General features: G+C 46.3%; 18 protein-coding genes and 1 other annotated feature (1 of these 19 running past the window's edge). Of the genes, 12 read left to right on the top strand and 6 right to left on the bottom strand.

What is annotated here, in order from left to right; all coding sequences use genetic code 11:
• Window positions 1-76, bottom strand: a binding site (T-box leader); it reaches 144 nt to the left of the window's first position.
• Between the two features lie 129 nt (window positions 77-205).
• Together ACY2IG_RS15685 and ACY2IG_RS15690 are read left to right on the top strand one after the other, a co-directional pair.
• The gene (locus tag ACY2IG_RS15685; RefSeq protein WP_462618183.1) at window positions 206-1,882 is read left to right on the top strand and encodes a GGDEF domain-containing protein; all 1,677 of its coding nucleotides are present in this window, start codon (window positions 206-208) and stop codon (window positions 1,880-1,882) included.
• A 36-nt stretch (window positions 1,883-1,918) separates the two neighbouring features.
• Window positions 1,919-2,680, top strand: coding sequence for an alpha/beta hydrolase (locus ACY2IG_RS15690; protein ID WP_375092322.1), 762 nt, complete (start codon window positions 1,919-1,921; stop codon window positions 2,678-2,680).
• Window positions 2,681-2,740: 60 nt separating this feature from the next.
• On the opposite strand, the gene trhO is transcribed toward ACY2IG_RS15690, so the two are convergent.
• Window positions 2,741-3,655 (bottom strand): oxygen-dependent tRNA uridine(34) hydroxylase TrhO, encoded by a 915-nt coding sequence (trhO, locus tag ACY2IG_RS15695; RefSeq protein ID WP_023469680.1) that lies wholly within the window; start codon window positions 3,653-3,655, stop codon window positions 2,741-2,743.
• Between the two features lie 238 nt (window positions 3,656-3,893).
• On the opposite strand from trhO, the gene ACY2IG_RS15700 reads away from it, so the two are divergent.
• From ACY2IG_RS15700 to ACY2IG_RS15715, 4 genes are all read left to right on the top strand, one after another.
• Window positions 3,894-4,541 carry a TVP38/TMEM64 family protein gene (locus ACY2IG_RS15700; RefSeq protein ID WP_023469681.1) on the top strand — a complete coding sequence of 216 codons (648 nt, stop codon included), beginning with the start codon at window positions 3,894-3,896 and terminating at the stop codon, window positions 4,539-4,541.
• A gap of 264 nt (window positions 4,542-4,805) precedes the next feature.
• Window positions 4,806-5,132, top strand: a complete 327-nt coding sequence (locus ACY2IG_RS15705; protein ID WP_462618184.1) for a DUF485 domain-containing protein — start codon at window positions 4,806-4,808, stop codon at window positions 5,130-5,132.
• On the top strand, window positions 5,129-6,685 hold the full coding sequence (locus ACY2IG_RS15710) for a solute symporter family protein (RefSeq protein ID WP_462618185.1): 1,557 nt from the start codon (window positions 5,129-5,131) through the stop codon (window positions 6,683-6,685). The genes ACY2IG_RS15705 and ACY2IG_RS15710 overlap by 4 nt, the downstream gene beginning before the upstream one ends.
• Before the next feature lie 114 nt (window positions 6,686-6,799).
• Window positions 6,800-7,657 (top strand): sulfite exporter TauE/SafE family protein, encoded by an 858-nt coding sequence (locus ACY2IG_RS15715; RefSeq protein ID WP_035412101.1) that lies wholly within the window; start codon window positions 6,800-6,802, stop codon window positions 7,655-7,657.
• A gap of 57 nt (window positions 7,658-7,714) precedes the next feature.
• Here the strand turns inward: ACY2IG_RS15715 and ACY2IG_RS15720 are convergent, their stop codons facing one another.
• The gene (locus tag ACY2IG_RS15720) at window positions 7,715-9,091 is read right to left on the bottom strand and encodes an alanine/glycine:cation symporter family protein (RefSeq protein ID WP_462618186.1); all 1,377 of its coding nucleotides are present in this window, start codon (window positions 9,089-9,091) and stop codon (window positions 7,715-7,717) included.
• A gap of 145 nt (window positions 9,092-9,236) precedes the next feature.
• Here ACY2IG_RS15720 and ACY2IG_RS15725 point away from each other — a divergent pair, with 145 nt between their 5' ends.
• The 3 genes from ACY2IG_RS15725 (at window position 9,237) to ACY2IG_RS15735 (ending at window position 12,733) form a co-directional block, all read left to right on the top strand.
• Entirely contained in the window at window positions 9,237-10,454 is a 1,218-nt protein-coding gene (locus tag ACY2IG_RS15725; RefSeq protein ID WP_290753489.1) for a PucR family transcriptional regulator, read from the top strand.
• A gap of 121 nt (window positions 10,455-10,575) precedes the next feature.
• Window positions 10,576-11,700 carry an alanine dehydrogenase gene (gene ald / locus ACY2IG_RS15730; protein ID WP_308102282.1) on the top strand — a complete coding sequence of 375 codons (1,125 nt, stop codon included), beginning with the start codon at window positions 10,576-10,578 and terminating at the stop codon, window positions 11,698-11,700.
• 172 nt (window positions 11,701-11,872) lie between these two features.
• Window positions 11,873-12,733 (top strand): tetratricopeptide repeat protein, encoded by an 861-nt coding sequence (locus ACY2IG_RS15735; protein WP_313489487.1) that lies wholly within the window; start codon window positions 11,873-11,875, stop codon window positions 12,731-12,733.
• Window positions 12,734-12,736: 3 nt separating this feature from the next.
• On the opposite strand, the gene ACY2IG_RS15740 is transcribed toward ACY2IG_RS15735, so the two are convergent.
• Window positions 12,737-13,384 carry a diacylglycerol/polyprenol kinase family protein gene (locus tag ACY2IG_RS15740; protein ID WP_035412085.1) on the bottom strand — a complete coding sequence of 216 codons (648 nt, stop codon included), beginning with the start codon at window positions 13,382-13,384 and terminating at the stop codon, window positions 12,737-12,739.
• A 111-nt stretch (window positions 13,385-13,495) separates the two neighbouring features.
• Between ACY2IG_RS15740 and ACY2IG_RS15745 the strand changes: the two genes are divergently transcribed.
• Window positions 13,496-14,119 (top strand): DUF1836 domain-containing protein, encoded by a 624-nt coding sequence (locus tag ACY2IG_RS15745; protein WP_035412080.1) that lies wholly within the window; start codon window positions 13,496-13,498, stop codon window positions 14,117-14,119.
• 45 nt (window positions 14,120-14,164) lie between these two features.
• Here the strand turns inward: ACY2IG_RS15745 and ACY2IG_RS15750 are convergent, their stop codons facing one another.
• Entirely contained in the window at window positions 14,165-14,641 is a 477-nt protein-coding gene (locus ACY2IG_RS15750; RefSeq protein WP_023469691.1) for a hypothetical protein, read from the bottom strand.
• 171 nt (window positions 14,642-14,812) lie between these two features.
• Entirely contained in the window at window positions 14,813-15,157 is a 345-nt protein-coding gene (locus ACY2IG_RS15755; RefSeq protein WP_231496919.1) for a restriction endonuclease, read from the bottom strand.
• Between the two features lie 345 nt (window positions 15,158-15,502).
• Between ACY2IG_RS15755 and ACY2IG_RS15760 the strand changes: the two genes are divergently transcribed.
• Both ACY2IG_RS15760 and ACY2IG_RS15765 read left to right on the top strand, forming a co-directional pair.
• Window positions 15,503-17,635, top strand: a complete 2,133-nt coding sequence (locus ACY2IG_RS15760) for a PAS domain-containing sensor histidine kinase (protein ID WP_462618187.1) — start codon at window positions 15,503-15,505, stop codon at window positions 17,633-17,635.
• Window positions 17,635-18,699, top strand: a complete 1,065-nt coding sequence (locus tag ACY2IG_RS15765; RefSeq protein WP_462618188.1) for an SDR family oxidoreductase — start codon at window positions 17,635-17,637, stop codon at window positions 18,697-18,699. Before ACY2IG_RS15760 ends, ACY2IG_RS15765 begins: the two co-directional genes overlap by 1 nt.
• Window positions 18,700-18,752: 53 nt before the next feature.
• Here the strand turns inward: ACY2IG_RS15765 and ACY2IG_RS15770 are convergent, their stop codons facing one another.
• Window positions 18,753-20,144, bottom strand: a complete 1,392-nt coding sequence (locus ACY2IG_RS15770) for a TrkH family potassium uptake protein (RefSeq protein WP_035412070.1) — start codon at window positions 20,142-20,144, stop codon at window positions 18,753-18,755.
• Window positions 20,145-20,300: the final 156 nt, after the last annotated feature.

The raw sequence follows: 20,300 nt of genomic DNA on the forward strand, positions 1-20,300 counted from the left end.
GTCCTCAGGCTTCCACCATTCCCTGATTCGCTAGTTGACGAAAATCAACCGTTACTCTCTTCATCATCGACTGTATTCGATATCTTTCACATTATACGCAATTCTTTCTTTTCTCTCAACCTTATTTTTTTGGTAAATGGCTTATCAAAATTTCCACAATTCGGGTATAGGAATAAAAGATACTTCTCAGGGGGAGGGATGTTTCATGCGCTACTACCAACAGGTAGCCCGGACGAGCTGGATCGTTTTCAGTCTCGTCGCCTTGACATTATTAGTGATTGGCATCGTTCATCCACCTACCTTCCATCCTTCCATCTCCATCGTCAATACTCTTTATTTGTTTGGGCTCGTTCTCCTGTTTCAGTTCGATAATGTCCGTCGTGGCGGCATTTATTATACATTCCAAGAAGGAATCATCTTATTTTTATTCCTCAATTACGGTTTGACGTACGCTTTGATTTTAAGCCAAGTCGGTATTCTCGTCTTTCAATTCATGTCTCACCGAAAAGCGATTCGCTGGAAACGTTTCGCCTATCTCTACCCGATCAACGCCTTGTTTGATTTAGTCTACATCTCGCTTCCGGTATTTGCGTATGAAGCGCTCGGTGGACCGATCGGCTCAAACTTTACGTATACGAAAGCCCTGCTTCCCTTCATCGGCTTTTTGATCACTGTCTTCCTTGTCTCTTACTTCCAATGTCTGTTCGTCAATCGCTTCCTCTACTTGAAATACGATTGGCGACGTCTCGTGAAGTTGCAGTCCCTCGTTTATGGAATCAGCATGTTAAGTGCTCTACTTGGAATCTGGTTCTACGATGAAAGTCCGCTTGTCGCGGCTACAGTATCCGCCTTGATTCTCTTCTTGTTCAAACGTCTGTTGCAAGAACGTGGTGACTTCCTTGAAGCAAACGATAATGCCAAACGATTTGATGATGCGAAGGAACACTTGTTGATTTCCCGCTTCGAGCGCGAGACGATCGATTCGTTACTCCTCGATTTACCACATCTGTTGCCGTTTTCTGAAGGTTGGATCTCAATTCAACAACAGCGGAAACAAGTCATCTATAACATTCGGACGAAACAACCAATCGACGTGTTACCACTATTTCATTCCTTGTCAGCTGACGATTTGCATACCCCAATCATCTATGGTCTGCGTTGCGACTGGGGAAACGATATTCAAATCGGATTGCCTGTCGATCGTCACTCGATGCTAGCGATTCCTTCGATTACGAGCGGAGAGGTCGATGTTTCGATCATCCTGTTCCATCAAGTCGCAGACGCCTATGATGTGACAAATGCTGACGAATTATCTCGTTTGCTTCGTACCTTTTGTCGCGTCTTAGAACGCTCACGTGAAACGGTCCAACTCTATACGGAAAGTCGGACCGATGCTTTGACCGAATTACCGAATAGCCGTGCTTTTTATGAACACGGTCGGCAGGAATTTGCCGCTGACTCCTACCCGCTCTCCGTAATTCTGTTCGATATCGATCATTTCAAACGTGTCAATGATACGTACGGTCATAAAGTAGGTGATCTCGTCCTTCGTGAACTCGGTCGACGCATCCAGACGATCCAATTGCAACATGATGATGTCTTTGCTGCTCGTTATGGTGGGGAGGAATTCGTGCTTCTGTTGCGAAATGGTAGTCAAGAGGCTGCTATTCAGATTGCCGAGACGGTCCGCCATACGGTCATGGATCGTCCCTTCCTCGTCGATGGTCACCGACTGTCCTTAACCGTCAGCCTCGGAATTGATACAGTGGATGAAAGATATCAACGGACGTTCGAAGAATCGTTACGTCAAGCCGACCATGCACTCTATGTCGGCGGAAAACACAACGGACGCAATTGTACCGCGCATTATGCAAACCTTTGAAAGGTCGTGACTCTATTGTCGATTACGGAAATTGAAATGACGCTACCGACATCACAAGCCCACCGGACGATTCGAATTCATCGTCCGCCCCATTTGGATCCTTCTGAAGCATTACCAGTAATTTATATGCACGATGGACAAAACGTCTTTAGTGGAGAAACCGCCTCGTTCGGAAAAGGCTGGGAGATTCATCTTGCACTACAACAGACACAGATTCCGGCAATGGTCGTCGCGATTGACAGTCCAGAAGATGGAATGGATCGGTACGATGACTATGCTCCTTGGAGCGACGAAGCCTTATTGATGCGGAGCGCCTATCCTTCGCATCGGACGTCAATTGGTGGCAACGGTAAGGTCTATATGGACTGGATCATCCGCGAGTTAAAACCATACATTGATGCCAACTATGCGACACGCCCTGATGATACGACAATGATCGGCAGTTCGATGGGTGGCGTCATCTCGCTATATGGATTATTCGCGTATCCGGAAGTCATCACGCGCGTCGCTGCCTTATCGACTGCCGGATGGGCAAACTTCTCCTCACTCCTTGAATTCATAGAGCGAAGCCCGTCTCTGTCTGCAACGCATCGCTGTTATATGGACGTCGGCACAAAAGAAGTGAGTGGTCCGATGACCGAGACGGATTATTTACACACGAATGATGTCTTAGCGCGAGCGGTTGAACAGAAACTCACTCAAAGTCGCTATACGATCATTCCGGAAGCAATCCATCATGAAACGGCCTGGGCCAAACGTTTGCCAGATATTTTACGTTACTTGTTCCCGTCCTCTTGAATACACAAAAAAAGCCGGACGGTTTCTATTAAAGAAATCATCCGGCTTTTTACGCGTGCCTTATACTAATTCTTCTTGTTGCTCTTTTTCATAACGGTTGCGCGGATGCTCCCGGCATTCATCGGAACACGAACGCATGACTTTTGGTTCGCATTCTTCACAGCAGAAGTGCTGTCGATTACATTCCGGGTTTGCACAATTAACATAGCGCGTCTCCGGTTTTCCGCAGTAGTAACATTCTGAGACGACAGACGGATTGACGGCATTGACAGGAACTTGTACACGCTCATCAAAGACGTATAGTTCACCTTCCCAGTCTTCTCCTTGTGTCTGTTCATCTTTTCCATACATGACGACTCCGCCTTTCAGGTGGAAGATATCATCACTCTGTTGCCGTTTACGGAAGTACGCCGTGAATTTCTCACAACGAACGCCACCCGTACAGTATGTGAGAACCTTTTTCCCTTCAAACAAATGCTCGTTCTCGTCTAGCCATTCAGGGAATTCCCGTGAAGCATCGACATCGACTTTTACGGCATTCTTGAAGTGTCCGAGGTCGTATTCGTAGTTGTTGCGTACATCGAGAATGACGACGTCATCTTGTTTCATCATTTCTTTCCACTCTGCTGGTTCAAGATACGCAGCGTGTTCTTCTGGTACGTTGAATTCGTCCTCAAAACGCCATGTGACGAGTTCTTTTTTGTAACGGACGAACGTCTTTTTGAAGGCATGCTCTTCAACTTCATCAATTTTGAATTCGATGTCAGCGAATCGTGGATCCGCCGTCAAGTCCTTCATGTATTGTTCCGTTTGTTCGACCGTTCCAGAGAGTGTGCCGTTGATTCCTTCTGGTGCAATCAAAATCCGACCTTTGATACCGAGCTCTTTACAGTAAGCAAGATGCTCTTTCGTTAGCTGTTCCGCATTTTCAATTGGAACATACTTATAAAATAATAGTACGCGATAAGGTTTCATATTCCTCATTAGCCCCCATGTCAGTTTTTTGCAGTAAAACGAACGTTGGCAAACGAAGCGTCTAGCTATTGACTAGCTGGGAACGCCTGCAAAACGCACCCATTTAAGTATAATACCAACTCCCTTTCGAATGTACAATCTACAATTCCTGAATCCCTTTCAAGGAATTTCATTCCCTTTCTGAATCAGAAAGAGGTAAAATAAAACACAGTAGTACATCTCGCAAGGAGGATTCCGAATGCTCCATACACTTCGTGACTGGATCGAGCAGATGATTTTCTTTCTCCAAGACTTACCTGGAGGAGCTGCCACCGGTTTGATTGCCCCGTTTCTTGAGTCTCTATTTCCTTTCCTACCACTCGTCCTGATCATTTCCGCGAATGCGGCAACTTATGGTTTTGGTATGGGTGTTCTCGTATCATGGGTCGGGAGCATGCTTGGATCACTCGTCGTCTTCGCTTGTATTCGATATCTATTTCGTCGTCCGGTCACGCGTTGGCTTGAAAAACACCATGCCGCGCAACAGTGGATTGAACGTGTTCGTCACATGAGTCCCATCTCACTCGGATTCTTTTTTTCGCTTCCATTCATGCCTGCGTTCATCATCACGTCCATTTCTGCCATGATTCAACTATCGCTGCGGACGTATTTGATCGCTGCTGGTGCCGGGCGTCTGATCGTCGTCATCATCTTCTCGCTAATCGGAAAGGAATGGTCCACGTTCCTCGAACGTCCGATGCGTCTTGTCCTTCTATTTTTGATTTTACTCGCCATCTGGGGAGTTAGTCGCGGGACGGAAGAATGGTTGAAGCGTCGTGCCCTTTCAAAACGTGCGGATCATTTACGAGAAATCGAAGATAAGATCGAACGTCCATCTGAAAAATGACTCAAGCCTGTCTATGATTCCATAGACAGGCTTTTTAAGCTGTTCTCATTTTTCTAGGGACTAGGTCTTTTGAATCATTTTATAAAGTGATTAATATATAAAAATAACGTTCAAACAATGTTCAATATTGAAAACGCTTACATTAAATTGGTATGACCAATATTAATATAATAATGATCTTTTCTTCTTAAAAATTAGGATAGCTTTTCCAGAAACGACATCCTTATAATGAATTTACATTCATTCCTTAAAGGAGGCGTCCTCATGCATCAAATGTCCGAAGTTCAAAAAAATGAAGCGACTCAATCTGCTCCAGCAATCGTCGAGAGTGCTACCTTTCAACAATTGATGCGCCAAAAGAACGGCTTCATTCTTCCAGCTATTAGTTTTTGCCTTATTTTTTATTTTGCGCTTCCGATTTTGACAAGTTACTTCACGATTTTGAATGAGCCAGTATTCGGTGATATTACAGGAGCTTGGGTATTCGCATTTGCCCAGTTCATCATGACGTGGACGTTCTGCATGATGTATAGCAAAAAAGCACGTGCCTTTGATCGACTCGTCGAACAGATCAAGGAGGAGTCGAAATGAATTATACTGCCATTGCCCTATTCGCAGCGATCGTCGGTTTGACGCTCGTCATTACATACTTTGCTGCCCGTAAAACAAAAACAGCTAACGACTTTTATACAGCGGACGGCGGACTCACTGGTGCACAAAACGGGATGGCGATTGCCGGCGACTACATGTCAGCCGCCTCGTTCCTCGGAATTGCCGGGATGATCGCTTTAGCCGGATTCGACGGATTCTTTTACTCGATCGGCTTCCTCGTTGCTTATCTTGTTGTCTTGTACCTCGTTGCCGAACCACTTCGGAACCTCGGAAAATACACGATGGCTGATATGATTGCCGCTCGTTTTAACGCCTCAAAAGTTCGTGGAGTCGCTGCCATGAACTCGATCGCGATCTCGATTTTTTACATGATCGCGCAACTCGTCGGTGCAGGTGCCTTGATTGAATTGTTGTTAGGAATTCCTTATACGACGAGTGTCATCATCGTCGGTATCTTAATGACGGTCTACGTCGTCTTCGGTGGTATGACTGCGACTTCGTGGGTTCAAATCATCAAAGCGATTCTCTTGATGGCAGGAACAGCCGTCATCTCGTTCATGGTCTTCGCGAAGTTCGATTTCTCGATCTTCAAGATGTTTTCAGAAGTGAAACAAGCCACGCCGCTCGGGGATTCATTCTTGAATCCTGGAAACAAATTTAAGTTACCACTCGATACGATTTCGCTCAATCTCGCGCTCGTTCTTGGAACAGCTGGATTACCACATATCTTAATTCGTTTCTTTACTGTTAAGGATGCTCCGACAGCTCGTAAATCCGTCGTGTACGCGACATGGATCATTGGTGTCTTTTATATCTTGACGATTTTCCTCGGCTTTGGTGCTGCTGCTTTCGTTGGTTCTGAAGATATCATCGCTGCTAATGCTGCTGGTAACATGGCTGCGCCACTTCTCGCTAAAGCACTTGGTGGCGATTTACTCTTTGCATTCGTCGCTGCGGTCGCTTTTGCGACAATCCTCGCCGTTGTTGCAGGACTTGTCTTATCCGCTGCGTCTGCCTTTGCTCATGATTTTTATAGTCATATTCTACGCAAAGGGCAAGCAACGGAAAAAGAACAGATGACGGCAGCGCGACTTGCTTCCATCGCTGTCGCCTTGATTTCGATGGTACTGGCATTGTTCGCACAATCGATGAACGTCGCGTTCCTCGTATCGCTTGCCTTCGCTGTCGCGGCAAGTGCCAACTTGCCAGTCATTCTCTTGACGATCTTCTGGCGCCGTTTCAATACTGGCGGAGCTGTCACAGGTATGGTCGTTGGGTTATTCTCTTCACTGATTCTCGTCGCACTCAGTCCAAACCTTTGGGCAGTCGACGGTTCAGCCTTGTTCGTCGGGGAAGCCCTCTTCCCGCTGACGAATCCAGGAATCGTCTCCATCCCGCTTGGTTTCCTCGGAGCTATCGTCGGGACATTGTTGACGAAATCGAACGAGGTTGCCGGTAACTTCGAACGTATCTTAGTCAAGGCCAATACCGGTATCGATGCAGCAACGGAAGTCGCCGCGTCAAAAGAATAAGTTCCCCTTAACGGCTCCTTCAACCCCCTTGAAGGAGCCGTCCCCTTTTACATTCTTCTCATTCATTGCCATACTAAGTGAATAATAGAGAAGAAAAGGAAAGGAAGACTGTACATGGATCTCGCTTTTTATTATTTCTTAATCCTCGGATTTTTCATTGGAATCATTTCCGGATTTTTCGGAATCGGTGGCGGTATCATCTTGACGCCCCTGTTACTCATTTTAGGATATGCTCCAAGTGTCGCGATCGCGACGAGTCTTATGCTGACACTTGGATCTACCGTTTCAGGAACGATCTCTCACTTACGTCTTAAAAATGTCGTCTGGCGCGATAGTCTCGTCGTCGGTGGCGTCGGAATCATCGGTTCGACGATCGCGACACCACTCGTTCTTCGTCTAGAGGCAGTCAATGGTGCTCATCTCGTTATCTCAATCGTTTATATCGGTCTCTTACTCTACTTCGCGAATAAATTCTTACGTCCGAAATCAACGACGGGTGAACAGACGGGGTGGAAAAATCGATATCTCGCTCTTGCCTTCACTGGTTTGTTCGCCGGATTCATTTCTTCATTACTTGGTGTCAGCGGTGGCTTCATCATCACCCCGTTACTCGTCGGGATCGTTGGCTATGAGTTGAAACGTGCGGTCGGAACGAGTATTGCTTCCGCGTTGCTGATTGTCCTATCGGGACTTGTCAATTACACGGTCGCAAGTACGAACATCGATATCCTGGTCGGAATCATGCTGATCGTCGGTGCCTTGCTCGGAGCACCGATTGGCGCAAAGCAATTGACGCACTTCGAAAGCCCATTCGTCAAAAAGTACCTCGGTATCTTCTATTTGACGGTTGCGATCAGTGTTTTACTCGAGGTCATCGGCTGGAACGTCGCTTCACTCTCTGTCCTCGTTGCGCTGAGTTTGATTTTCTTACTGACACTCCTCATCTACAGTCGTCGTCGGACGAATGGATGAATCGTCTCATCATAAAAGCCGTGGTGCCTGTTTAAAGGCATCACGGCTTTTGTTCGTTTAAGCGACTCGTTTATGACCCGCCCGTTCGTAATTCCTCGTTTGTTCAATGACCAAGTGCGACAAGAACAGCATCCCGATCAAGTTCGGAATCATCATCAATCCATTTGCGATATCTGCGACGAGCCACAACGGTTCTAATTGCGCGACGGCACCATAACAGGCTGCGAGTGCAAAGAATACACGGTATCCTTCGTTGAAACGTGTCGTACCGCTCAAGTACTCCAAGCACTTCTCTCCATAGACATACCAACCGATGATCGTCGAATAACCGAAGAAGAAGACGGAGAATGCGACAGTCCATTCTCCAAATGATCCAAGGACGCTCGCAAAGGCGGTTGCTGTCAGTGCTGCCCCGGAAAGATTCGCATCATGCTTCATACCTGAATGTAGTCCGCCTGACGGATCCCAAAAGCCTGTCGTCAGAAGGACGAGTGCCGTCATCGTACAAACGATCAAGGTCACGATGAAGGTACTCGTCATCGAAATCAATCCTTGTTCGACCGGACGCTCACTTTTCGCAGATCCGGCAATCAATGCTGCTGTCCCAAGTCCTGCTTCGTTCGTGAAAATACCACGTGCTACACCGACTTGCATCGCCATCATGATCGATACACCGGTGAAGGCTCCTGCAGGCGCAAGCGGCTGGAGGGCGTACTCAAAGATTAAACCAAAGGCTGGTAGAATCTGATCCGCCTTCAATATTAAAAGGACACAAGCGGCACCGATATAAAGTAAGCTCATGATCGGAACAAAGATCGTCGAGATCGCACTGACGCGTTCAAGTCCACCACGAATCGATACATAGACTGCCAGCGCGAGCAGAATGCCGAAGAGTAGAAGCGGTACATGAAACGATTGCTCAAGCACCGTTGCCATCGCATTCGCTTGCACGGTGTTCCCGACACCAAATGATGCAATCAAACCAAATGCCGCAAACAAGATGGCGAGGAATTTAAATTTTGCACCTAGTCCCTTTTCGATATAATACATCGGTCCACTGACAGCTTCGCCGCGTTCATTTCGACTTCTAAAAAGAATCGCAAGAAGACTTTCCGCATATTTCGTCGCCATTCCGATCAAACCGATGATCCACATCCAAAAGACTGCACCCGGTCCGCCCATCGTCAAGGCGACCGCGATTCCCGCGATGTTTCCGTTCCCGATCGTCGCTGCAAGAGACGTCATTAACATCTGAAAGCTACTAATTTCCCCTTCACCCTGTCCTGATTTTTGAACAGACAATTGAAACGCTTGTTTCAAGCGACGAAACTGAAGACCACGTAAACGAATCGTAAAGTACACTCCCGTTCCTACTAACAACACCATGCTTGGAATTCCCCAGACCCAAGCAGATATCAGACGTAACACATCCATGCCATTTCATCCTCTCTCTTTTTTCCGAGGCTTACCGTAGCATGGAGTTGTGTTTTTATACAATACGAAAGAATAATTTTTGTGATTTTACACAACAGAAGCTATACTAAAGATACTGAACGAGAGAGAAAGAAGGGATTCCTCCATGTTAGAAGCTTCATACCATTCGTTAGACGATTTAGCGGAAGCGATCGGTATCGCCTTAAATGCGCCGATTACGATTGAAGATCGTAATCACCGTCTCCTTGCCTATAGTACGCATACTGCTGACACGGACCCTGCTCGTGTCGCAACGATCATCGGTCGCCGGGTACCGGAATCGGTCATCGACCAACTCTGGAAAGACGAAGTCATCCAGAGTCTCGCTACTCAAGACGATCCGCTCATCATTTCTGCGCGCACGGATGTTGGACTGAATGACCGCGTCGCCATTGCCATCAAACAAGATTCAGAAATTCTCGGCTACATTTGGTCGATTGCTCGCAGTACCCCGTTCACTCCATCAGAACTAGCAGATTTAAAGAAAGGAGCTCTGCTTGCTCAACGTCAATTACTAGCGATCGACATGCAGAAAAAACGGAAGGAAGAGCAGACGGAACAATTCTTCTTTGAGTTATTACATGAAGAACTATCCGAGTCGGAGATCCTGAAGATGTTTTCTAAGCTCCATGTCGCACCCCCTGGTATTAGTCGTTTGACGGTCATCCGTTTTTCAGAAGCAATCACACCACGACTTGCGGATCGTCTGCGCTATTTATTGACGATCCAACAGACGGTTCGTCCATTACTTTACGCATATGATGAAACAGATTTTATCTTGTGGATCAGCACAAACGACCGCGACGCAGAACAAGAGCGTCTACAGTTTGACGCCTTCATTCAGTCCTTCCGTCAATTGCTCGCGGAGCGGTTTGATTATACGGATTTCGTTGCGGCAAGTAGTGAAGTCTTCACGGGCGTTCAAGCGCTTCCGGAGCGTTACGAAGAGGCGGGTATCGTCTTACGTTTGAAAGATGCCTTTCCATTCGAACTGAAGAACGTGACGCGTTACGAACGTCTCGGCTTGTTTCAGCTCTTGCCAATTTTTTCAGAACGTTTGCGACGACGAACGGTTCGTCTCGAAGAAATCGAGCGATTGCGTGCTTACGATGTGAAACATGCCTCCTCTTTATGTGAGACGCTAGAATGGTTTCTTCATTATGATGGGAACGTCAAGCAAGTCGCTTCCCATCTCCATGTTCATCCGAATACGATCCTATATCGGATGCGACGGATCGAGGAGGAAGCTGGTATCCGGATGGAATCACTACCCGAACGTTCCTTGCTTTATTTGTACCTAAAAGCAGACCGATATCCTTTGTGATTTTACACAAAGGATATCGGTTGTTTTTGAAAACGCCGATAAAGTAGAGCGCTTTCATTTCTCGTATAATGAAGAAGAAGAGAAATTGATTTGTTTATTTGCGAAAGGGGATCGCGTTCACATGATCATTGGAGTATTAAAGGAAATCAAAAACAACGAAAACCGTGTTGCATTAACACCTGCCGGGGTAGCAGCGTTACATGCACAAGGACATCGTGTCATCATTGAATCGATGGCAGGCATGGGGAGTGGCTTCACGAACGAGGAGTACGTCAAAGCTGGTGCTGAAATCATCGCGACTGCTGCTGAAGTCTGGGCAACAGCCGAACTGGCTTTAAAAGTCAAAGAGCCAATCGCTTCAGAGTACCAATATTTCCGTCCGGACCTGACATTATTCACGTATCTCCATCTAGCTGCTGAGCCAGAACTGACACGTGCACTCGTTGATTCGAACATCACAGCAATCGCTTATGAGACAGTCGAGAAGAACCGCACACTTCCATTGTTAACACCAATGAGTGAAGTCGCCGGTCGTATGGCATCACAAATCGGTGCACAGTTCTTGGAAAAACCACACGGTGGTATGGGCATCCTTCTTGCAGGTGTCCCTGGGGTTCGTCGTGGAAAAGTAACAGTCATCGGTGGCGGTGTCGTCGGAACAAATGCTGCGAAACTCGCTGTCGGTCTTGGTGCAGATGTTACGATCATTGATGTTAGTCCAGAACGCCTTCGCCAGTTAGATGATATCTTTGGTAACTCGATCAATACATTGATCTCAAACCCGTACACGATTGCTGAAACGGTCGCTGAAAGTGATCTCGTCATCGGTGCTGTCTTGATTCCAGGTGCAAAAGCACCGAAGCTCGTCACTGCCGACATGGTCAAACGGATGAAGCCAGGTGCTGTCATCGTTGACGTTGCCATCGACCAAGGTGGAATCTTTGAGACGGTTGACCGCATCTCGACGCATGATGATCCAACGTACGAAAAATTCGGTGTCGTTCATTACGCGGTCGCGAACATGCCGGGTGCCGTTCCACGTACGTCTACCCTGGCATTGACGAACGCAACGCTTCCGTATGTCCTTGAACTCGCGAATAAAGGCACACATCGTGCGCTTGCTGAAAACGATGCTCTCGAAAAAGGATTGAATGTCGCGCAAGGCTTCGTCACGTATGAAGCGGTCGCACGCGATCTCGGATACACGTACAAATCCGTTGAAGATGTACTTCACTTACACGCATAATTTCGAAAGTAAAAATAGCCGATGCTTCCTTTTCTAGGAATGATCGGCTATTTTTTATGAAAAGAAGAAATTGCGGACGAATCTCTTCATTATTTCTTGAGGCACCACTCGGCTTGTCATATGATGAAAATAAAAATATATGATTTTGAACTAATAGAGGTGATTTCATTACATGACACAAACCGTAACCGCTCATTCTCATGAACTTCAGAGCCATGTCGCTGAAGTTGCGTTACTCGAAGCACTGACATCTGATACAGAAGAGAACGTACGTATTGCCGCAACCGAGCGCTTACGTGTTCTTGTTCCATCCCATCCATTGCTCAACATTGCTACAGCCCATTCCCTTTATTTTAAGAACGAACTCACTCAAGCGCGTCGACTTATTGAAGAGACGCACCAGCAAATCGGCGAGCATGTGCAAGGATACATTCTTCTCGGTATCATCAGTGAAGAGGAAGGATATATGCACGAAGCAGAACAGTTTTTCCTTTCAGCCATCACACGTTTCCCGGAAGAACCGGCAGGACATCGTTCTCTTGCCGTCCATTACAATCATCGACAATTTTATGGAGAATCAGCCGTCCATGCGTTTACATATTTAAAGAAAGTTGGCGCATCTGGAATCGATACGCTGATGGCTATTGATTCCATCCAACAACTAGACGGTCATTCGATCGATATGTTGGAAACACTCTATGCGTTAATCATCGGGGTATCTCATCTCGATAAAACGGCTGTCTTTCATGCGACTGCTTCTGCTAATCAAGGTATTCAATACGAGATGCTACATGCTACATTGAGCGAAGACAGCGACGATACACTCTACGCTAAACTCGACGAACGCATTTCCAATATGCTCGAGCACGGCTTGTACGCAGCTGTTTATGACGATTCCGAAGAAAAAATCTATCGCTATGTTTTCCGTGATATGTGTCGAGATATGACCATCCGTCATGCAGGATGGCGTGCGTACCCAGACTATATTCGACTACGTTTTCTCTATTTCAAACAATTGTTGTTACGCGACTGAAAGTCAAAAAGCAAACGCAACGAGTGCCGCGATCGTCCATGGCAAGATTAAGTTGTCGAGATCGCGATATGAGATTGCTTCGATTAAGGCTGCGATGTTTGCAAGCAAGAAGCCGTAACTGACAGCGAGCCAAATCGGTTGTCCATAAAATAAGAACGTTACAGTCAAAACAAGGAATGACGCTAAAAACAAAGCGATACTTCCTTCAAAGGAACGTTTCGTCTCACCGCGGACGTAAAACGTCTTCCCGAAGCGTTTTCCGACGAGTGCCGCGAGACCATCTCCCCAAGCGAGCACCATGCTTCCCGCAACGAGTGCCATCGGTTGTCGTTCGAAGAAGAATAGGACGAGTCCTGCCAATGCGAGCGGATAATAGACCGTTCCATAAGAAGGACGGTCGACGCCATGCATCTGTCCAATTCCTTTTCGTAATGTCAACAGATTGACGAGAGCAAAGAAAAGTAATGGTACGATCGCGATGTACCAGTGATCAAGCCATAGCAGCGCAAGAAATACCCAGTGACCGACAGCGACATGAATCCATTTCCGAACCGTCTCGGGAGAAAAACCGAAACGGCGTCCAACGAATTCAAGAATGACGAGAATGAAGCCGACGATTCCAATCGTGCCAATGGCAGCAAACCATTCCATCGTGATTCCCCCTTTCCTATTATTGTACGTTGTTTTAGTTGCCATTTGCCCTATTGAACCTTCATTTGATAACATAAGGTCAAATGACGTCCTAGAGAGGAAGTTTTGGAAATGTATGATGCTCAAGCAGTCCAAACATTATCAAGTTGTCTGCAACGCCTGAACGAGGGGAAAGGAATCGAACCCCTCGTCGCAATAGAAGGAACGGAATTGCCAAAGGTAATCAATCGCCTGAAACAATTCGATCCATTAAAAAATGGTTTATCGATCAATGAAATCGTTCATTTGGCAAATGCTCTAATCGGAGAACACATGTCAGCGACGACGATCCAGAACTGGACGAAACGTGAAGTTCGGGACATCATCGGCGTACCGCATCGTGGGAAAAAATACTCGATCAATCAAGCCGCCATCATCTACCTGTTGGATGATTTAAAACACCTCTTTTCGTTAGAAGAAACACGGGAACTGCTGACGATCGTCTTCCAGAACCCAAATATCGATGAGGATGATTTAATCAGCCCTCTTAATTTTTATCTCGTCTATACGCAGCACGCGGAGACAAGTGGACCGATCGAATTAACGGAGAAGCGTCTCAAACGCTCGCTCGAGCGGATTAACGCCTACCGCCCTGAAACTGTTCATGTCTTACAACTCTGCCTCTACGCCCGTCGTGTGTCGCATTTGACACACGAAGCCAAACAACGCCTCCATCATGTCCTGCAAACGACATGATGAAAAAAAGATGCCATCCATGTCATGGAAGGCATCTTTTTTTATTTAAACAGCTGTCAGTGATTTATAGTGAACGTTGTTCGTCAGACTTTTCAGGACAGAGAGTAGTTCGTACATCGAGAGCTTGTCAGCATCCTTGACAAGACGGTATTCATCACCGTCCTGCAATAATTCCGCAACGACTTCTCCGGCTGCACTCCGTACGGAGAATTTTCCTTTTGTCAGGTCGAAGGAAATCGTGAACGTACCACGCTCATATACGTTGTACTCACATTTCTTCGAGAAGAGCGAAAACTTCTCGCGCATTTGACCTACCTCTTGTCCATCATGGTTCATCACGACCCATTTCTTACATGTCGGAATGAACTTACCAAACGCTACCCCTCTACCTTCACCATTCATTACTTGAACACGACCGTTTTCGTCGTGTTGAACCGCACCGATCATTTGGTGCGCTTCATCATAAATCGCGGCATGACCTTGCGAAAAAACGCAACCCTGCACATAGACAACTTTGCGCAACAGAAATTCTCCTCTCACTGCTAAAACGTGCTGGTTTTTCGTCCCCAGTTTATTTAGACATCCTGTATAGTTTAACTTTCTTTATCTGTATGATATTTCGTTAACGAAAATGATTATTGCACCGTTTCTTCAAATTGACAACCCCCTTTTGTCGACAATCATTCGACAAGTTCAATGCAGGTTCATCTCCTTTGCAAATGCGAGCAATTCTTCCCGATCGATGAGGCGAACTTGATTCGGTTCTGCCAGTTGATACGCGGCTTCTGTAAAGGTCGAATTCGTAACGACCCATCCCTCGTCCATTTCGTAGAATGGAACCGAGGCAGCGACCTGTTGAACCGCTTCGAGCCCTACAGCCGCACTGTATCGCTTCGCCTGGATGGCAATCTTATACCCTCGTTCATCCTCTATCAACAAATCTGCTCCGAAGTCGCGTGAGGCAGGTGTCAACTCGACCCGATATCCTGCTGTTTCAAATAAATCGGCAAGCCATTCTTCAAATTCTCGTCCTTCCATTCGATCGAGTCTTTTTTCAAGCGACGGCGTTAAAACGGACAAAAGAAGAAAAAGGATACACCCTACTATACTGATGATTAAGATTAAAGGTTCCCAAGAACTCGAAAAAAAATAAGTTCCGAAAATTCCTATCATGGCAAACAAAGCTGCTAGTAACAATCGTTTTCTTTTTAATTGTTTCATCCTACTTTTCCCCTCTACTTCGTCGTGACCTTTTTTTCACTATACTAAAATTCTTCGTTGGTTGCTTCCTTCGACAGGAAACGCGGCTTGTCTTGCAGAAGTAAACTAACGAGGAAAGACTGTCTTAAAATCCACGGTCGAAGACCAGTCAGGAGGTAGCTCATGGCAGAACATTCATCTCCTTCATCGCTACGGATCATCCATTCGACGTTACGTGCTATGAAAGAACCCGTACTTCTTGTCGATGCAGATGGAAAGATTCACTTTCATAATGACGCGTTTCAACACCAGTTCATGACCGCTCCGGATAAAGAAACGATCCAGGAACTTTTTTCGATTACGGATGATTTGTTTCCGATCCAACAGGAAACCATCATTTTGACGACACATCAGTTAACAGTCACAGCGATTGAAGAGACGGACTATTTTCTTGTCCATGTCGCTTCTCTTAAAATAGAAGACTTATTCGATTCAACGCTTGATGCTGCCTTATTCATCACAGATCCGGAGTTTCAGATTCGAGCATACAACGAGGTAGCCAGTACCTTATTCCGATTCGATCTTGCTGAAGACATCATCGGTCTAAAACCGACGATTCTCCATGACGCAAAGGAAGTCGCTACCCGCCGTCAACATCTTGAACAACTGAACTTAAAAGATTTATCAGATGAACAACTCTTCTTACTCCATGGTCGGGAAGCGGAAAATGAATGGACCTATCATCGTCTGGATGGTTCGACGTTCCATGGACGGCTTTATATGACACGTCTGCCGAATGATACGTACTTTTTACTCATTCAGGACATCACGACACAAAAACAAATCGAATGGCACCTGACGAAAAGTGAACGCCGCTTCCGACTCTTCTCGGAGTCCGTCGTCGAAGCCGTCATTTTTCATGATCATGGCATCATCATCGATGCCAACCGTGCAGCAGAGGTCATCTTCCGGACGAAGCTTGAAAAGATGAAAGGAAAAACGACACTTGAGTTGATTCATCCGGATCATCATGCGCGTGTCTTACAACGAATCGAAGAGCATCGAGAAGAGCCCTATGAAGTTCTTGGTCAACGTGCTGACGGAACTTCTGTCGAAATCGAAGTTTTCCCACGTGAAATCATCTACAACAATATTCGCATGCGCGTCGCCGTCGTTCGTGATATCACGGAACGAAAAAAAATCGAGAAAATGCTTGAACGTGAAAAAAATGCCATCATGCGTCAACGTGACATCACACAATCGATTCTTCAAGCCTCTAATGAAGGATTCCTGCTGACGGAAGAGGATGGAAGTTTCATCTTCATGAACGTCAAAGCACGCAAGTTACTTGATGTACCAGGGATTGCGCCAAGTAAGATCCAAGAACGGATCAGCTTGATCCCGAATCTTGATTTGAATACCCGATTCGATATGTTACGACAAGTCGAAGAGCTACTCGCCGGAAAACATTCTGAACTATCGTTTCGTTTTACGTTACAGCGACCGAACGAATCAAGTCCACTTTATTTTGAATTTTATGCGACGGCGATCAAGAAGGAAAAGAGTCGTATTTCTCGTCATGGTTTCTTATTCGTTTTCCGTGACCGAACTGAGGAAGCAAAGATGGATCAAGTCAAGGATGAACTTGTCAGTACCGTATCGCATGAGTTACGGACGCCACTCTCATCGATCCTTGGGTATATGGAATTGCTTCGCTACCGAGAGCAACCAGCTGATAAAATCAAACGTTATGTCGAAATCGTTCACGAAGAGACCAAACGGCTGACGACACTATTAAATGAGTTTTTAGATATTCAGCGTCTAGAGGGTGGAAAACAGGAGTATATCTTTACCTCGTTCTCATTACGCGATCTCCTCACATCGACCGTCGATGCATATCGGGAAACCGTCGAACACCGGATTGAATTGGAACTGCCGGAAGATCCTGTACTCGTTTTTGCGGATGAGCACAAAATCAAGCAAGTCATGTTGAACTTGCTTTCGAATGCTATTAAATACTCTCCACAGGCGGATCACATCCAAGTCCGTCTCTCGGCAAACGAAGAGAAAGCGACGTTCTCCGTGACCGATTACGGACTCGGTATTCCACAAAATGCATTCGACAAACTCTTTACGAAATTTTACCGGGTCGATAACTCAGACATCCGGAAAATCGGCGGAACCGGACTCGGTCTTGCCATCTGTAAGGAAATCATCGAATCACACGGAGGAGCGATTTCAGTTGAATCAGAAATCAATGATGGTTCGACGTTCACCGTCGTTCTCGAACGCGATCCAAGAAAGGAATGGAATTGATGCGGACCTATTTCATGACGGGTTTTCCCGGCTTTTTAGCGACCAAACTAATTGAACAACTCGCACGTATTCCAGATCAAATCGCTTGTTTTCATGTGCTTCATTTATCGTCAGAACGAAACGCAGCTGTTAAGCGACGCGATGATCTTTTAGAACGCACATCCTTACGACCTGAGCAACTCGCGTTGCACGAAGGCGATATCACGCTCGAACAACTTGCTTTGTCGTCTGATACACGGATGATCCTGCAACAAGAGGTCACACATATCTTTCATCTCGCCGCACTGTACGATTTAGCTACGGCATATGAACCAGCCTTTCGGATCAATGTCATCGGTACCGCGAACGTGACACAGTTTGCCCACACGTGCCGTGCTTTAGAACGCTACATCTACTTCAGTACAGCGTATGTCTCCGGTCTGCGCTCCGGAACGATTCTCGAAGAGGAATTACAGGCAAGTCGCTTTAAAAATGCTTACGAAGAAACAAAATACCTTGCTGAAGTGCGCTTACGCAAAGAACTCGGAACGATTCCCTATACAATCATCCGCCCCGGCATCGTCGTTGGACATTCTGAAACAGGTGAAACACCGAAATGGGATGGTGTTTATTTCGTTTTGAACGCGATGCGTCTCCTGCAATCCTTTGCTCCTCTTCCGTATCCTGGTCGAGCAAACGCGCTCGTCAATCTCGTGCCATATGATTATGTCATTGAAGCGACTGCTTATCTCAGTCATGCACCCGTCGGAAAAAATAAGACATATCATCTGACGGATCCATTTCCACATGGCGCACGCGCGATTTTCGAGATGTTACATGTCGCCTATTATGGACGTTACCCGCGTGGTATCGTACCATTTCGGCTCATCAGTACAGCGTTGACACCCACCGTCGCAAAACGACTCCAGATGCAACGGCAGACACTTGACTACTTCATTCATCCCGTTCAATACGATACGACACATGCCTTACGTGACTTACGGGACACTGGTATTATTTGTCCAGATCTTGCAGAAACGATGCCTCGACTCGTCCAGTATTACCAAACACACGCAACACACTAAAAAAAGTCCAATCGTTCTTCCACAAGGGAAGTCGATTGGACTTTTTAAATCGGTTACCCGATCAACATATTTTCTTTTGGATAACGAATCGTCCGGTCTCGTTGTGCCGCAAACGTGAACAAGATCGTCAAGGATCCCACACGCCCGAGCAGCATCATGAACATGATCAAGAACTTCCCAAAGCTATTTAACTCTGGTGTCACATTCAATGATAGACCGACCGTCCCGAATGCAGAGACGGTCTCAAAGAATAGACCGATGAACGATAGATTCGGTTGACTCAACGCAAGGAGCGTCGTAATCAAAGCGATGAACAATAAACTGAAGACAGCAATCGCATACGCTTTTTGGATTGCCTGTGCTTGCACCGTCCGTCGCATCAGAACGGTCTCACGCTGTCCGCGTAGATACGTCCAGACATTCTTTAAGATGACCGCCGCCGTCGTAACCTTGATCCCGGAGCCTGTCGACGCGGAACCTGCTCCAATATACATTAAGACCATCATCAAGCCGATCGAGAGCGGCACCATCGTCGTTAAGTCGATTGTCTGGAAACCAGCCGTCCGTGTCGTGACGACTTGGAAGAATACGATATGAAGTGCATGAAAGAACGACTCGTCGCGTAATGAACCTAAGTGAGACACCCATTCATAGAGCATCATCGCTAAGACACCCAGTCCGTTAATGACGAATAACGACAGCACCATCAATTTCGAGTGTAGGGAGATTTTTTTGAAGCTTCGTTTTCCCGCGATGTCAGCAATGACCGTAAAGCCTAATCCACCAATCATCAAGAGCGCCGCGATCGTCAGGATGAACGTCGTATCTTGTTGGAAACCAATCAAGTTATCGCCCCAAAGTGCGAACCCTGCATTGTTAAAGGCAGATACGGCATGGAACAAACCGTAGTAAAGTGCTTTCCCAAAGCTATATTTGTATTGAATGAACAAATCCAGCGCAATCAAGAACATACCAACGATTTCGACAAGGACTGTCGTGACGATGATATTTCGAACAAGACGAATCGTTCCCCCTGGGCTATCGAGGTTGAACATTTCTTGGATGATGATGCGCTGACGAATTCCGATCTTTCGCCCTGTCACGCTCAGCAAGACGAGCGCAATCGTCATGAAGCCGAGCCCTCCGACCTGAATCAAGAGCATCATGATAAGTTGCCCGAACAGATTAAAGGCTTCCGCGATATTAATCGTCGATAGACCGGTAACGGTTCCGGCAGAAGTCGCGACGAACAAACAATCGATGAAGGAGATATCTTGCCCCTCCTGTTGCGAAATAGGCAACCATAACAAAAAACCACCTAGCAAAATCGTCAATGTGAAACCCGTCGCGATGAAGCGTGCCGGTTTATCGAACAACTGATGGTACATCAATTCACCCACACGACCAAAACGTGCCAGTGGTGAACGTCTTTTATGCGAGAACATCTTACTCCCCCTAGATTTTTTTCAGACAGAATTGTCTTTATCATACTCCCTCGAATTAAGAAGTTCTATCGAAATATGCAATCGACTAAACGTTTTCTTATTTTTTTGGTAAACTAGATAAAAGTGGACGTGTAATCATTAAAGGAGGTTGAGGGA

The sequence above is a fragment of the Exiguobacterium sp. EF_C8 genome (assembly GCF_054956715.1).

Coding starts and splice junctions, on each gene's coding strand:
- ACY2IG_RS15685 (WP_462618183.1), top strand. CDS start 206: ATGCGCTACTACCAACAGGTAGCCCGGACGAGCTGGATCGTTTTCAGT.
- ACY2IG_RS15690 (WP_375092322.1), top strand. CDS start 1,919: ATGACGCTACCGACATCACAAGCCCACCGGACGATTCGAATTCATCGT.
- trhO (WP_023469680.1), bottom strand. CDS start 3,655: ATGAAACCTTATCGCGTACTATTATTTTATAAGTATGTTCCAATTGAA.
- ACY2IG_RS15700 (WP_023469681.1), top strand. CDS start 3,894: ATGCTCCATACACTTCGTGACTGGATCGAGCAGATGATTTTCTTTCTC.
- ACY2IG_RS15705 (WP_462618184.1), top strand. CDS start 4,806: ATGCATCAAATGTCCGAAGTTCAAAAAAATGAAGCGACTCAATCTGCT.
- ACY2IG_RS15710 (WP_462618185.1), top strand. CDS start 5,129: ATGAATTATACTGCCATTGCCCTATTCGCAGCGATCGTCGGTTTGACG.
- ACY2IG_RS15715 (WP_035412101.1), top strand. CDS start 6,800: ATGGATCTCGCTTTTTATTATTTCTTAATCCTCGGATTTTTCATTGGA.
- ACY2IG_RS15720 (WP_462618186.1), bottom strand. CDS start 9,091: ATGGATGTGTTACGTCTGATATCTGCTTGGGTCTGGGGAATTCCAAGC.
- ACY2IG_RS15725 (WP_290753489.1), top strand. CDS start 9,237: ATGTTAGAAGCTTCATACCATTCGTTAGACGATTTAGCGGAAGCGATC.
- ald (WP_308102282.1), top strand. CDS start 10,576: ATGATCATTGGAGTATTAAAGGAAATCAAAAACAACGAAAACCGTGTT.
- ACY2IG_RS15735 (WP_313489487.1), top strand. CDS start 11,873: ATGACACAAACCGTAACCGCTCATTCTCATGAACTTCAGAGCCATGTC.
- ACY2IG_RS15740 (WP_035412085.1), bottom strand. CDS start 13,384: ATGGAATGGTTTGCTGCCATTGGCACGATTGGAATCGTCGGCTTCATT.
- ACY2IG_RS15745 (WP_035412080.1), top strand. CDS start 13,496: ATGTATGATGCTCAAGCAGTCCAAACATTATCAAGTTGTCTGCAACGC.
- ACY2IG_RS15755 (WP_231496919.1), bottom strand. CDS start 15,157: ATGGAAGGACGAGAATTTGAAGAATGGCTTGCCGATTTATTTGAAACA.
- ACY2IG_RS15760 (WP_462618187.1), top strand. CDS start 15,503: ATGGCAGAACATTCATCTCCTTCATCGCTACGGATCATCCATTCGACG.
- ACY2IG_RS15765 (WP_462618188.1), top strand. CDS start 17,635: ATGCGGACCTATTTCATGACGGGTTTTCCCGGCTTTTTAGCGACCAAA.
- ACY2IG_RS15770 (WP_035412070.1), bottom strand. CDS start 20,144: ATGTTCTCGCATAAAAGACGTTCACCACTGGCACGTTTTGGTCGTGTG.